Source organism: Soonwooa purpurea (genome assembly GCF_053891095.1).
The window spans coordinates 117,003-129,927 of sequence record NZ_JBSSMA010000005.1 but is presented as its reverse complement, the minus strand read 5'-3'; the positions used below and the strand labels follow the sequence as shown (position 1 = coordinate 129,927).

General features: G+C 35.1%; 13 protein-coding genes and 4 tRNA genes. 9 read left to right on the top strand and 8 right to left on the bottom strand.

Annotated elements, in window-relative coordinates:
• The first annotated feature begins 295 nt into the window (after positions 1–295).
• Both ACVFVN_RS06505 and ACVFVN_RS06500 read left to right on the top strand, forming a co-directional pair.
• Positions 296–1,639, top strand: a complete 1,344-nt coding sequence (locus ACVFVN_RS06505; RefSeq protein WP_165137298.1) for a cytochrome ubiquinol oxidase subunit I — start codon at positions 296–298, stop codon at positions 1,637–1,639.
• Positions 1,636–2,634, top strand: coding sequence for a cytochrome d ubiquinol oxidase subunit II (locus ACVFVN_RS06500; protein WP_165137297.1), 999 nt, complete (start codon positions 1,636–1,638; stop codon positions 2,632–2,634). Before ACVFVN_RS06505 ends, ACVFVN_RS06500 begins: the two co-directional genes overlap by 4 nt.
• 34 nt (positions 2,635–2,668) lie before the next feature.
• Here ACVFVN_RS06500 and ACVFVN_RS06495 read toward each other — a convergent pair.
• The 4 genes from ACVFVN_RS06495 to ACVFVN_RS06480 form a co-directional block, all read right to left on the bottom strand.
• A tRNA-Pro gene (locus ACVFVN_RS06495) sits at positions 2,669–2,743 on the bottom strand.
• Between the two features lie 53 nt (positions 2,744–2,796).
• Positions 2,797–2,870 (bottom strand) — tRNA-Arg (locus ACVFVN_RS06490).
• Positions 2,871–2,902: 32 nt separating this feature from the next.
• Positions 2,903–2,977, bottom strand: a tRNA-Pro gene (locus tag ACVFVN_RS06485).
• Between the two features lie 16 nt (positions 2,978–2,993).
• Positions 2,994–3,078 (bottom strand) — tRNA-Ser (locus ACVFVN_RS06480).
• Positions 3,079–3,217: 139 nt separating this feature from the next.
• Here ACVFVN_RS06480 and ACVFVN_RS06475 point away from each other — a divergent pair.
• Together ACVFVN_RS06475 and ACVFVN_RS06470 are read left to right on the top strand one after the other, a co-directional pair.
• A complete protein-coding gene (locus ACVFVN_RS06475) occupies positions 3,218–4,222 on the top strand; it encodes an N-acetylmuramoyl-L-alanine amidase (protein WP_456234679.1) in 1,005 nt (334 codons plus the stop codon).
• 322 nt (positions 4,223–4,544) lie between these two features.
• Positions 4,545–4,781, top strand: a complete 237-nt coding sequence (locus ACVFVN_RS06470) for a YtxH domain-containing protein (protein ID WP_165137295.1) — start codon at positions 4,545–4,547, stop codon at positions 4,779–4,781.
• A gap of 44 nt (positions 4,782–4,825) precedes the next feature.
• Here ACVFVN_RS06470 and ACVFVN_RS06465 read toward each other — a convergent pair whose 3' ends face one another.
• Positions 4,826–5,536 carry a hypothetical protein gene (locus ACVFVN_RS06465; RefSeq protein ID WP_456234678.1) on the bottom strand — a complete coding sequence of 237 codons (711 nt, stop codon included), beginning with the start codon at positions 5,534–5,536 and terminating at the stop codon, positions 4,826–4,828.
• 5 nt (positions 5,537–5,541) lie between these two features.
• Complete coding sequence (gene hisS, locus ACVFVN_RS06460) at positions 5,542–6,900, bottom strand: histidine--tRNA ligase (RefSeq protein ID WP_456234677.1); 1,359 nt, start codon at positions 6,898–6,900, stop codon at positions 5,542–5,544.
• Positions 6,901–7,077: 177 nt separating this feature from the next.
• Between hisS and ACVFVN_RS06455 the strand changes: the two genes are divergently transcribed.
• Complete coding sequence (locus ACVFVN_RS06455; RefSeq protein WP_165137292.1) at positions 7,078–7,491, top strand: acyl-CoA thioesterase; 414 nt, start codon at positions 7,078–7,080, stop codon at positions 7,489–7,491.
• A 23-nt stretch (positions 7,492–7,514) separates the two neighbouring features.
• Here ACVFVN_RS06455 and ACVFVN_RS06450 read toward each other — a convergent pair whose 3' ends face one another.
• Entirely contained in the window at positions 7,515–7,844 is a 330-nt protein-coding gene (locus ACVFVN_RS06450; protein ID WP_165137291.1) for a single-stranded DNA-binding protein, read from the bottom strand.
• Between the two features lie 238 nt (positions 7,845–8,082).
• On the opposite strand from ACVFVN_RS06450, the gene ACVFVN_RS06445 reads away from it, so the two are divergent.
• Positions 8,083–9,126: a serine hydrolase domain-containing protein gene (locus tag ACVFVN_RS06445; protein WP_456234676.1), complete on the top strand. Its 1,044-nt coding sequence runs from the start codon at positions 8,083–8,085 to the stop codon at positions 9,124–9,126.
• 71 nt (positions 9,127–9,197) lie between these two features.
• Complete coding sequence (locus ACVFVN_RS06440) at positions 9,198–9,605, top strand: GNAT family N-acetyltransferase (protein ID WP_456234675.1); 408 nt, start codon at positions 9,198–9,200, stop codon at positions 9,603–9,605.
• Positions 9,606–9,607: 2 nt separating this feature from the next.
• On the opposite strand, the gene ACVFVN_RS06435 is transcribed toward ACVFVN_RS06440, so the two are convergent.
• Entirely contained in the window at positions 9,608–11,260 is a 1,653-nt protein-coding gene (locus ACVFVN_RS06435; protein WP_456234674.1) for a dipeptidyl-peptidase 3 family protein, read from the bottom strand.
• A gap of 148 nt (positions 11,261–11,408) precedes the next feature.
• Here ACVFVN_RS06435 and ACVFVN_RS06430 point away from each other — a divergent pair, with 148 nt between their 5' ends.
• Both ACVFVN_RS06430 and ACVFVN_RS06425 read left to right on the top strand, forming a co-directional pair.
• Positions 11,409–11,756 carry a DUF2116 family Zn-ribbon domain-containing protein gene (locus ACVFVN_RS06430; protein WP_165137287.1) on the top strand — a complete coding sequence of 116 codons (348 nt, stop codon included), beginning with the start codon at positions 11,409–11,411 and terminating at the stop codon, positions 11,754–11,756.
• Positions 11,757–11,759: 3 nt separating this feature from the next.
• Positions 11,760–12,851 (top strand): MBL fold metallo-hydrolase, encoded by a 1,092-nt coding sequence (locus tag ACVFVN_RS06425; protein WP_165137285.1) that lies wholly within the window; start codon positions 11,760–11,762, stop codon positions 12,849–12,851.
• The last annotated feature ends 74 nt before the right edge of the window (positions 12,852–12,925 follow it).

Below are 12,925 nucleotides of genomic sequence, written 5' to 3'. Positions count from 1 at the left end.
TATGCTTGTCACTTTACGAATGTATCATTTTATTTCACGAAACTAAGAAAAGAATTCACGAAGCATTTTTGAATTTATATTTTTTACTCTTTCATTATACAAAAACATAGAGATATGGAAAAAAATATCAGATTTTGAAAGTTTTTAGCATCCAAAAATTAGTTAAATAATATAGTCAACTTGCATAAATATATTAAATTTTAATAGATGAAATTTATCATTGAAATTAATCCATAATAATGTAAGTATGAATAAGTTATAATTCTTAGCTTTAATCATTCAAAACAGTAACAGGATGGATGATTTTATCGCGGCTCGGTCGCAAATGGCTCTATCATTAGGTTTCCACATCATATTCGCTTGTGTTGGGATGGTAATGCCTTTTCTTATGGCCTACTCTCATTGGAAATATCTAAAAACGGGAAGCGAAATCTACAAAGGCCTCACCAAAGCTTGGAGTAAAGGTGTTGCAATACTTTTTGCGACAGGTGCAGTTTCAGGGACGATGCTTTCTTTCGAGTTAGGTTTATTGTGGCCAAAATTTATGGAACATGCAGGTCCCATTTTCGGCATGCCTTTCTCACTTGAGGGAACGGCATTTTTTATTGAAGCCATCGCTTTAGGTTTCTTCTTATACGGTTGGGACCGATTAAACAAATGGTTTCATTGGGTTTGCGGACTAATTGTTGGGATTAGCGGTTTAGCATCAGGAATTCTTGTTGTAGCCGCCAATGCTTGGATGAATAGTCCTGCTGGTTTTGATTTTGTGAATGGTGAATACATCAACATTGATCCCATAAAAGCGATGTTTAATGAAGCTTGGTTTCCGCAAGCTTTCCACATGACTGTTGCTGCATTTTGCGCGACTGGATTTGCGGTTGCTGGTGTTCATGCTTATTTAATTTTAAAGAAGAAAAATATCGAGTTTCACACCAAGGCGTTCCGAATTGCAATGGGATTTGCATTGATTGGAGCTTTTGGAGCGCCGTTAAGTGGTGATATCGCGGCGAAGTCAGTTACCAAAAGACAACCTATCAAACTAGCCGCGATGGAAGCTCATTTTGAAACTGAAAAAGGTGCCGCCTTCGTTTTGGGTGGAATTCCTGATGAAAAAACGGGTGAAGTAAAATATTCCGTTAAAGTTCCAAAAGTTTTAAGCTTTCTCGCGACAGGCGACTTTAATAGTGAAGTTAAAGGTTTGAATGACTTCCCGAGAGACTTGTGGCCGCCGGTTGCCGTTGTTCACTACGCTTTTCAGATTATGATTTTCTTTGGTGTTGTGATGATGTTGATGGGAGGAATTTATCTTTTCACTTTGTACAAAAAGAAAGAATGGATGACCAAAAAATGGTTTCTTAAAATGTTTTTTATTGCGACGCCATTTGGTTATATCGCTCTAGAAGCAGGCTGGACGGTAACCGAAGTTGGGCGACAACCATGGATAATTTATGGTGTCATGAAAACTATTGATGCCGTAACACCGATGCCCGGAATTCAGTATTCATTTTACTTTTTCACGTTTATTTTCGTGACTTTAGCGATGATTTTAGCGTTCTTATTGTCAAGACAAATTAAAATGGTTCCAAAATTATACGACCCAACCGATCCAAATTATTCACCTAAAACTAAAAAGTCATGATCTACGTAGTTATCGCCTTTTTATGGCTTTCAGTTTGTTTGTACGTCGTTTTTGGAGGTGCGGATTTCGGTGGTGGAATTGTCGAACTTTTTGCTGGAAAAAACACGAAAAAGAAAGTTCACGACATTATGCACGATGCGATTGCGCCCGTTTGGGAAGCCAATCATATGTGGTTGATTATCGCAATTGTGGTTTTATTTGTAGGTTTTCCGCAGATTTATGCTGGAATTTCAACCTATCTTCATATTCCGTTGGTATTGATGTTGGTCGGAATTATCGCTCGTGGAACGGCTTTTACATTCCGGAATTATGATGCAGTAGAAGATCAATGGCAGGTTTTGTATTCCAGAATATTTTATGCGGCAAGTTTGTTGACCCCCTTCTTTCTAGGCATTATTGCAGCAGCAACCGTTTCATCATCAATTAATCCTGATGCAACCAACTTTTTGGATCTCTATATTTTTAGTTGGCTCAATCTTTTTGGTGTTGCGGTGGGACTTTTCACGATTGCGATTTGTTCGTATTTGGCGTGTATTCTTTCCATCAGAGAAAGCCGAAGTGATGATGAAGTAACGATGATGATTGGAAAATCTAAAAAAGCAATGGTCTTAGTTGTTTTAACAGGAACGTTGGTTTTTGGCGCAGCATATTATTCTGGAATTCCATTATTTCAGTGGATATTTTCGAAACCGTTGGGAATGGCAGCCGTTGTTGTTGCAACGATTTTGTTGGGTTTAATTTTCTATTGCATGAAAATCCGAAAACTTCTTCCCATCCGATTATTTGCGGGATTGCAAGTGGTTTTAATTTTGGTTGCAGCGACCTATCAACATTATCCAAATATTGTTTTATTAGGAAACGGAAATCACTATTCTTTACTAGACCAAGCAGCTCCAGAAGCAACAATCAACGCATTAGCTTGGGCGCTATTAATTGGTTCTCTATTTATTCTTCCGTTCTTGTTTTATTTAATCTACGTGATGCGGCGTCAATAAAAAAAGCCACTTCAAAATTGAAGTGGCTTTTCCGTCGGGGCGGCAGGATTCGAACCTGCGACCTCCTGGTCCCAAACCAGGCGCGATGACCGGACTACGCTACGCCCCGAGGTCAACGAAACTTTAATAAAAAAACTCACAAACAAGTTGTGAGTTTTTTTGTGAGCGCGACAGGATTCGAACCTGTGACCGTCTGCTTAGAAGGCAGATGCTCTATCCAGCTGAGCTACGCACCCTTCCAGAGATTACTCTCATTATTTTTAAAAAGTCGGGGCGGCAGGATTCGAACCTGCGACCTCCTGGTCCCAAACCAGGCGCGATGACCGGACTACGCTACGCCCCGAAATATAATATAAGTGCGGAGGGTGTGGGATTCGAACCCACGCGACCCTTTCGGGTCGACAGTTTAGCAAACTGCTCCGTTAACCACTCCGGCAACCCTCCTTACTTTTATTTAATTTTAATGATCGTTTACTGCTGAATTGCGAGTGCAAATATAGAACACTTTTTAATATGTACCAAATTATTTTTGTAATTTTTTTTCATATTTTTGAACTTTAAAAACACAATAAAAAGCCCTTGTATGCGTAATTCATTATATGTCATAGGATTAGGAATCAGCTTAGTTTCTTGCGGTTCCCAAAATAACACTAAAAAAGTTGTTGCAACACCCAAACCTATTACAACTGCACAACCAATTATCCCAATAAAACCACCTATCAAACAAGAAGAAGCGGACTTTTATAAAGTCAATATTGGAGACATTACAAAAAATGACAATACGATAAGTTATGGCTCTATTGTTGCGGCGAAACCTAATCATTATAAAGTTGTAAAAACCTATTTCCCTGCTGTTGCACAGAATTTTCGTCAACGCTATGTCATTTTACACTACACCGCTCTTGATAATGATAAATCTGCGTCTGTCTTAACACAACAGTCTGTTAGTGCACATTATCTTGTAAATTCTTATGACGATAATGAAATCTATCTTTTGGTTGATGAAAATAAACGTGCTTATCATGCAGGTGTAAGCAATTGGCGAGCAGACCAAAACCTAAATGACATTTCTATTGGTATTGAAATCGTAAATGCTGGCTGGACTACTAACGCAACAGGAACTAAAATCTTTCCAGGTTTTCCAGAAAAACAAATCAAAAAAGTCGCGAATCTTGTAAAAGATATCGCAACACGATATAATATTCCGCCAACTAATATATTGGCACATTCTGACATTGCACCAACAAGAAAACAAGATCCTGGGCCAATGTTCCCATGGAAAAGATTATACGACGAGTATCAAATCGGGATGTGGTATGATGATGCAACAAAGCTTGCTTTTCTTAACACTATGACTCAAGAGGATCTTCTAGCTCAGTACAATACCCCACAGTTTATTTATAAAATACAAACTGCTTTAAATAAATTCGGTTACAAACTTGACAGTACAACAGTATGGGATAAACAAACCAAACAAACTATTGAAGCTTTTCAGTATCATTTCAGGCCAGAAAAAACCGATGGTATTTTGGATTTGGAAACTTGGGCTATTTTACAAGCTTTAATGCAAAAATATCCAACTAAATAAGTTTATTTAAAAGAAGTCTGTTATTTTTTCAAAAATAATAATCTAACTTTCAAACAAAAGGCAAATCCTGCGTGAGGGCGAAGCGCATTGTTGGAGCTCGTTTTTTGTGTAGATGGCGCAGCGAAGCGGAGCCTCGAAAAAAAAACAGCGACTGCGCGAAGACCGACCCTTTTGTTTTTTAGCAAAGCTTTGGTGTAGCAAAAAACAAAAAGGGGCACGCCGAAATTTTAACTTTTTATTATGATTTCCACATGAATAGTTGGCACATTATTTCGTATTATTTAATTAAATTAGTTTTTTAATAATTATAAAACAATACATTATGGGATCTAAAAAGAATGGCTTATTGGCTTTGTTAGGATTGGGCGCTTTGGCATATTGGAAGTATAAAAAATCGACGCCAGAAGAGCAACAGAAAGTGAAAGATACGATTAACACAGCAAAAGAGAACCTGTCGAAATTTGGGAATGACCTAAAAGCAAAGGCGAACGATGCGGTAGACCAGGTTAAAAATAAAGCGACGGAATTGAAACAAGATGTTGAAAAATCTGCTCAATAACTGAAAAAAAACAATAAAAAAGACGGCGAATGCCGTCTTTTTTATTATATTAGATTTTTGATTTGTAAATCTCCAAAACCATAAATTCGGTAATGATATTGGATTATTTTAAAGTTTTCTTCAAATGATTTTTCGGTTTGATAGATTAGTTTTAGCTCTTTTTTTAAATTTCCGCTCTTTAGTTTTATAATAGCCTTAACGACTTCATCAAGTTGTCTGAAAATTTGATTTTCACTTTTAGCTAATAATTCTAAAGTTTTAAAATCTTCCTCCGAATAAGCATTCCAAAGTTTTTTTCCTAATTCTAAATCTTTTGATTTTATAGGTTTGGAAGTTTTCAAAAGCACCTCGGCATCTGTAGGTTTCAACCTAGAAAAACCATTCCATTGTTCGTCTTGTATTGGAAAAACACGGTGTAATTTCAATTCTTTATTAGCATCAATCTGACTTAATAAAAACCAAAAATTGATTTGGCAAAACACATCGTCTTCAAACCAAAAATAAACATCCGAACTTGCATCGATATTGAGGAAATTTTGAAATTCTGAAATAACTTTTCGACTATAAATTTCTTTGCATTCAGAATAAGTTTCTAAAATAAATTTCTCTCTGTTCGCCCAAAAGTTTTTTATCAAAACAGGACCTTCTATCAAACATTCTCTCCAAACAATTGTATTTTTTTTATCAAAAACATATTGTAAATTTTCTAATAAACAATCACCATTTAAGACATGAAATGATTTTGAGGCCGGCATTTTATTTATAATTCGATGTTCAAAAAATCATCTTGGCGTATTGTTTTTTGTTCGCCATTTGATAAATTTTTAATCGTTAACGTTCCGTTTTTAATTTCTTCTTCACCTAAAAAAACCAGACTTGGAATTGCTTTTTTCTCTGCGTAAGTAAATTGTTTTTTTAGCTTTGAGGCTTCAGGATAAAGTTCTGCTGCTATATTTTTTTCGCGTAATTGCGTAATTATTTTCAGGGATTCTATGGCTTCTTTTTCGCCATAGTTGGCAAATAAATACTGAATTCCGTTTTCATTAAAACTTGGGAATAAACCCAATTCTTCCAAAACTAAATAAATTCTGTCCAAACCGAAAGAAACCCCTATTCCTGGAACATCCTTTACACCGAAAACTTCTGTAAGATTATCATAACGACCGCCGCCACCGATAGATCCTATCTCAACGCCATCCGCTTTGACTTCAAAAATCGCACCTGTATAATAATCCAGTCCACGCGCCAAAGTGATATTGAACACCAAACTTTCAGCATCTATACCCAAATCACGCGCTTTCAACATGACAAATTCTAACTCGTCAACACCTTGCATTCCGATTTCAATGTTTGTGAAGCGCTCTTTTAATTGCAATAGATTTTCTAGCGCATCATCGCTTTGGTTAAAAAGAAAGTCAAGTTTTTCAATAGCTTCCTGAGAGATATTTTTCTCGAGCATTTCTTTCACAACACCGTCCTTTCCTATTTTATCCAGTTTATCCAAAGCTACAGTAAAGTCAATAAGTTGCTCAGAAATCCCAGCATATTCTGCCAATCCAGAAAGAATTTTCCGGTTGTTCATGTGGATGCTAACTGGCAATTTTAAATCTGAAAAAGATTTAAAATACAATTGCAATAATTCCACTTCTTGCCAAAGGCTTGTGCTTCCAACAACGTCGGCGTCGCATTGATAAAATTCTCTGTAACGCCCTTTTTGTGGACGATCGGCACGCCAAACGGGTTGAATTTGGTAACGTTTGAAAGGGAAGCTTAATTGTCCTTGATTCATCGCTACAAATCTTGCAAAAGGCACTGTCAAATCATAACGAAGTGCTTTTTCTGAAATTTGAGAAATTAATTTTTGCGAATTCTTCGCTGTCCAATCTTCATCTTTTGTTTTTGCAGCATAATCCCCAGAATTAAGAATTTTAAAAATCAAGCGATCGCCTTCTTCACCATATTTTCCTGTAAGTGTCGATAGATTCTCAAAACTTGGTGTTTCTAAAGGCTGAAAACCAAACAGTTCAAAATTCTTTTGTAATTTATTGATGATATATTTTCTACGAAATACTTCTTGTGCCGTAAAATCTCTAGTTCCTTTTGCTAAACTCGGTTTCATTATGTCGAAAATTCTTCTTTTGATGGAAGCAAAGTTACTAATAATCTAAGACTTTCAATTTGTTATTCATTCCTAATTATTCATCTATTTTTAAACTTAAAATCATAGAAGATCTTCATCATAAAAACATGATAAAACCAAGATAATATCATAGTTTTGCCTACAAATCATCTTACTATGAAATACCACACACGAAAATGGATAAAACCAGAAGATCTTAATCCCAACCACACGCTTTTTGGAGGTCGTCTTTTGGAATGGATTGATGAAGAAGCTGCTTTATATTCAATTATACAGCTGGAAAATCCAAAAACCGTTACCAAATATATGTCCGAAATTAATTTTATCGATTCTGCAAAGCAAGGCGATATTATTGAAATCGGATTGCATCCTGTAAGCTTTGGTCACACATCTTTAACCTTGCGATGCGAGGTTCGTAACAAAATGACGCAACAAACCATCATTACTATTGATAAAATTGTAATGGTCTCATTGGATGAAAATGGAAAACCAAAGGCACACGGCAAAACCCAAATCGAATATATATCCGACCGACTAAAAAATCAAGAAAGCGCAGAAGAAGATAAATAATTCTGCGCTTTTTTGTTGAATTCTCAATTACTAAGGAGTAGAATTTCTTCAACTCGAATTTCGGTTATTTGTCGTTTTACCCCGTCTTTGTCTTCGTAGTTTCTGTACATAATTTTGCCTTCTATGGCGATTTCTTTTCCTTTGGGAACATAACGCTCAATAATATCAATCACTTTTCCGTATGCCACGAGATTGTGCCATTGCGTTTCTTCCACTTTTTCACCGTTTTGATTAATGTAAAAATCTGATGTAGCCAGACTTACACTTGCTTTTTTTGATCCATTTTCGAAAGTGTGAATTTCTGCATCTTTGCCAGTGCGACCGATAAGTGTCACGCGATTTCTTAAAGACATAATATTAAAATTTTAATTAAACATTAGATTCAAGACGTTAGTTGATTTCTTAAATCTCTGGGACAAAGTTGCAAGAAGAAAAAAATATTAGTCGGTAGAAAAGTATTTAAAATCGTTTGTAGTCGTTTGTAAATGGATAAATAATCTAAAAAATTTTTAAAAGCCTATTAAACACTGGATTTGTTTCCTATTTTTGACTGAAGTTAAATTTTGTTATAATTAAAAAAACTTAACGCAAATGATCTCCAAATCCTATTTTTCAATATTTGCATTTTTAATATTAAGCCTAAACCTAAGTTCTCAAAAGATCAATTCTGATAAAATAGATGCCTACCTCAGCCATATAGAAAAACAAAATCTGGACATAGGTACCGTTTCGATTTTAAAAGATGGAAAAGAAATGTATGCAAAGAATTTTGGTGAAATTAAATCCAACAATGTCCGTTATCAAATAGGTTCTGTCACCAAACTTTTCACAGCAACTTTAGTTTTTAAATTAATTGAAAACCAAAAACTTAGCCTTAATACAAAACTTGAAGAATTTTTCCCGGACATCAAAAATGCCGATAAAATTAGCATTCAGAATTTATTAGAACACAGTAGCGGGCTCAGCAATTACATCAAAAAAGATGGTAAATCGCCATGGCTAGGCAAAGAAAGAACCGACAAAGAATTGCTTGACGAAATCAAAAAACAAGCTATATTGTTCTCACCCAACGACAGCATTTCCTATTCCAACTCAGGATATTATCTTCTTGGAAAAATCATTGAAAAGAAAACGAACAAAAATTTTTCGGAAGTTTTAAAACAAAATATCACCAAAAAACTAAAACTCAAGAATACACATTCTGCAGAAGAAAATCCTCAGAACATCAATCTTTCTCATATTTTTGAAGATGGAAATTGGAAAACCAAAAAGGATTTTTATTTTAAAAACATTACCGCAGTTGGCGATATCTCATCATCTATGAAAGATATCAACAGTTTCATCACCGCCTTATTCAATGCTAAAATCATCAAAACTGAAAGTCTTAAAAAGATGAAACCTATTCTCGGAAAAGAAACTTATGGGCGCGGTTTGATGGCTTTCAAATTCCATAATATTGATTTTTTGGGTCACACGGGCGGAACTTCAGGAACGAGTACAATTTTGATTTATGATGATAAAAACAAAATATCAATCGCCTTATCCATAAATGGAGAAATGTATCCACGCAATGACTTTGCAAATGATTTAATCGATATCATCTACAACAATCGTCTTAATTTACCACAACAATGATTCGGCTAAGAACATTTGAACATCAGGATTTTAAAATATTAAATTCTTGGATTAAAAACCCTCGGTATTAGATGCAATTTGCTGGTGCTGCTCTTAGTTTTCCTTTAACAGAAGAACAATTTTTTGAAGATTTAAAAAATCCAAAACGAAATGCTTTTTCTGTACTCGATGAAGAAAGCAAAAACATTATTGGTCATGCACAAATTTTAGAAAAAGACGCTACTTTTTTGCTTGGCCGTATTTTAATTGGCCCTGAAAACCATCGTGGAAAGGGACTCGGACAAATAATCGTGCAGCAACTACTCGACTTTGGCTATCAACATTTCCCAAATAAATCTGCCGAACTTAATGTGTTTGATTGGAATATTGGCGCTATAAAATGCTACGAAAAAATAGGTTTTAAACTGAATCCAGAAATAAAAAAAGAAGTCCAAATCGGAAATGAAATTTGGACTTCTGTTAATATGATTTTAGATTAAATTTACTTCAAACCCAACATTTGTGGACCTTGTTCGAAAACTATATCAACTGGGATATTATGTGTTTTAAGTTTATCCAGATCCTTTTGCAAATCTGCAGGAATAATTCCTTTTTCGGCATACAACTTTTTGATCCCCTCATAATCGCCATTGCCCTGCAAAGTCAAAACCAGCTCTGAAAGCCCATTCATAGCAGCTTCCATTTTCGGAACATTGACTTTATACTTCCCGTTGCTTAACTTTTCGAAAGCGCCTTTTTCAGCAAAATAATTAAAAGCAATCATATTTGCGGTTCCGTGTGCTGAACTAGCCCCAAATCTTACAGAACGGAAAATTCCTGCTAAAAATGTCACGAAATAATCCTCTTTACTTCCTGACAATTCGCCTTTTTGCAATAACTGATTCACCATGTACAATCCCAAAATATCTGCTTTTCCTTCTTCCAAAGCAGAATTGGCTTCTTTCAAAGCTTCACGTACAGAGCCTTTTCCGTTAACTGTATTTTTAATTCCTAAACCGTGTGCCACTTCATGAAACATCACATTTGAAAAGAATGCATCGAATTTGATATTTTTCTGTTGGCTATCATCAATCAAAGACGTTGCAATAGGAACCAAAATTTTATCAAATTTCGCCTTCATCGCATTTTTTAATTGAAGTCTGCGCGTACCTTTTTCCAATTGTACTTTTTCGTCATTAGGAAGGTTAATGGCAATGGTCTTTCCCGCAGAATTACAATCGCCCGCATAGAAAACCACGTCATAAGCGTTGAGATCCGAGTCTGTACCTGGAACTTCTTTTTTGTATTCGGCTTTTACAGGAAGATTAGTTTGTAGCTCTGGAAGGTATTTTACAAATTTTGCTAACCTGTTACTCCATTCTACATCTTTAACCAAAACATAAGCTTCAAATGATGTTTTGTACCCAAAAAGTTGATCTTCGTAATTTTCGATTGGCCCAATTACTAAATCTAGATTGGAATTTTTCATGTCCATCCACGCCAAATCACTTGGATAATAATTGTCGCTCAACAAGGCTTCTGCGCGAAGTTTAAGATAATTTTTAAGTCCAGAATCTTCAGCTAGATTTGATGCTTCGTTGAGATATTTTGCTACGTCTTGAAGTTTGGTTTTGTATTCTATTGAATACGGAACAGAATAAAGTTGGCCACTGGAATCTCTTTTAATTACAGAATATGGTGATTTTCCGTCCGGAAGAATGGCTTTTTCAAACTCCTCTTTCGTCATATCTGCTGGATAATATTGCGCACCTTCTGGCTTTGCGCCAACGCCTTCTACAAAAGCTTTTTCGTTATTAAGTCTATCCCAAGGTCCGTAATTAATTTCTGCATATTGTTTGGCTTTTCCAGAAAGTTTGGAAAGCAATTTTGTTTTGTCACCATAAGCTTGTTGCCAAAACAAATTGTCCATAATTTTTGCTGCTTTAAACATTAATTTCAAAACTTGTTTTTCCTTAAACGTCAAATGCGAAATATCTGTTGTTAAAGTAACTTTTGCATAATCCTGATAAGGATATACTTGTTGTGCTTTGGTAAGTTTTGTCATCGGTTTTGTGGATTTATTCTTCTGTGCGGGCACAGTTGTTAGAAATCCTGAAACGGCTAACAAGCCTAAAAATATTATTTTTGATTTCATTAGAATTAATTTGTGTAAATTTAGTTATTAATCTTTGGAGTAACTTTATATAATGTTCGAAATTAAAAAGTTGTTTTTACAAATCGGTCAAGTTGTCGCAAAGATTGAACGGAATAATTATTGTTAAAAATAAACTGAATTAATTAATATGCTAAGCTGTCCAGAATGTGGTGAAAAAATCGTTGGAAGGTCTGACAAAAGATTTTGCTCGGATGCTTGTAGAAACACTTACAACAACCGTCAAAACAAAGACAGCTCCAATCTTATGCGAAATATCAATAATGTACTTCGCAAAAACCACCGCATCTTAACAGAGCTAAACACCGACGGAAAAACCAAAATCCAAAAATCCAAATTGGTAACACAAGGTTTCAGTTTCGATTATTTTACACAATTTATTGTTTATAAAAATGCTTCGGAATATCGATTCGTCTACGACCAAGGTTACAAATTTTTAGAAGATGATTGGCTTTTGTTGGTGAAAAACAGTTTATAAATCATGACTTTCATATTTGTAGTAATTTTCGCTATTGCGATTAGCATTTTTCTCTTCATACAACAACCAACTTTCGGAGCAAAAGCTAAGGGAATTCGTTTGGAAAGAATGAAAAAATCTTCGAATTTTAAAAACGGAAAATTCCATAACTTAGAACATACGCCTAACTTAGGACAAGGCTATTCTATGCCGAAAGTAATGTGGGATTTTTTAACAACCAAAACACCCGAAAAATTCCCTATTAAAGATATTCCGTCACAAAAGACTGACCTTAAAACACAAGATCCTAACAATGATTTTTTTGTATGGATGGGGCATTCTTCCTATTTTTTCCAAATTGATAAAACCAAATTTTTGGTAGATCCTGTTCTTAGTGGCAGCGCCTCGCCTATTAATGGAACCACAAAAGCCTTCAGAGGCACCGATATTTATGATGAGAATGATTTTCCCGACATCGATTATTTAATAATTACCCATGACCACTATGATCATTTGGATTATAAAAGCATGAAAAATTTAAAATCAAAAATTAATAAAATCGTTTGTCCACTTGGTGTTGGTGCGCATCTGGAACATTGGGGATTTGAAGATTATCAAATTATCGAACTTGATTGGTATGAAGATTCTGATTTAAAAAATGATTTAAAAATCACCTCCACGCCAGCGCGGCATTTTTCCGGTCGAGGATTTCACAGAAATACAAGTTTGTGGTCATCTTATGTTTTGAAAACCAAAAAACACAACCTATTTTTAGGCGGCGATAGCGGCTATGGACAGCATTTTAAAACAATAAAAGAAAAATATGGTCCTTTCGATTGGGCTATTTTGGAAAATGGGCAATACAATGTCCGTTGGCAATATATCCACACCTTGCCCGAGGAAACCTTGCAAGTTATCGAAGATCTTGGCGCAACAAAAGTTATCCCTGTACATTCTTGCAAATTCGCTTTGGCCATGCATTCTTGGCACGAACCTTTGGATAAAATTTCTGAAAACTCAGCAGGAAAAAACTTTAAAATTTTCACACCGATGATTGGTGAAAAGTTAGATTTTAATAATGACAATCAAAGTTTTTCAAATTGGTGGAAGTCTTAAAATTTTGTTAAAATTGAATTATCTTGGTGGGAATTGAATTCGATATTGATGAAGAAAATTTATACTTTATTATT

Coding starts and splice junctions, on each gene's coding strand:
- ACVFVN_RS06500 (WP_165137297.1), top strand. CDS start 1,636: ATGATCTACGTAGTTATCGCCTTTTTATGGCTTTCAGTTTGTTTGTAC.
- ACVFVN_RS06440 (WP_456234675.1), top strand. CDS start 9,198: ATGCAATTTGCTGGTGCTGCTCTTAGTTTTCCTTTAACAGAAGAACAA.
- ACVFVN_RS06430 (WP_165137287.1), top strand. CDS start 11,409: ATGCTAAGCTGTCCAGAATGTGGTGAAAAAATCGTTGGAAGGTCTGAC.
- ACVFVN_RS06465 (WP_456234678.1), bottom strand. CDS start 5,536: ATGCCGGCCTCAAAATCATTTCATGTCTTAAATGGTGATTGTTTATTA.
- ACVFVN_RS06505 (WP_165137298.1), top strand. CDS start 296: ATGGATGATTTTATCGCGGCTCGGTCGCAAATGGCTCTATCATTAGGT.
- ACVFVN_RS06450 (WP_165137291.1), bottom strand. CDS start 7,844: ATGTCTTTAAGAAATCGCGTGACACTTATCGGTCGCACTGGCAAAGAT.
- ACVFVN_RS06470 (WP_165137295.1), top strand. CDS start 4,545: ATGGGATCTAAAAAGAATGGCTTATTGGCTTTGTTAGGATTGGGCGCT.
- ACVFVN_RS06425 (WP_165137285.1), top strand. CDS start 11,760: ATGACTTTCATATTTGTAGTAATTTTCGCTATTGCGATTAGCATTTTT.
- hisS (WP_456234677.1), bottom strand. CDS start 6,900: ATGAAACCGAGTTTAGCAAAAGGAACTAGAGATTTTACGGCACAAGAA.
- ACVFVN_RS06445 (WP_456234676.1), top strand. CDS start 8,083: ATGATCTCCAAATCCTATTTTTCAATATTTGCATTTTTAATATTAAGC.
- ACVFVN_RS06435 (WP_456234674.1), bottom strand. CDS start 11,260: ATGAAATCAAAAATAATATTTTTAGGCTTGTTAGCCGTTTCAGGATTT.
- ACVFVN_RS06475 (WP_456234679.1), top strand. CDS start 3,218: ATGCGTAATTCATTATATGTCATAGGATTAGGAATCAGCTTAGTTTCT.
- ACVFVN_RS06455 (WP_165137292.1), top strand. CDS start 7,078: ATGAAATACCACACACGAAAATGGATAAAACCAGAAGATCTTAATCCC.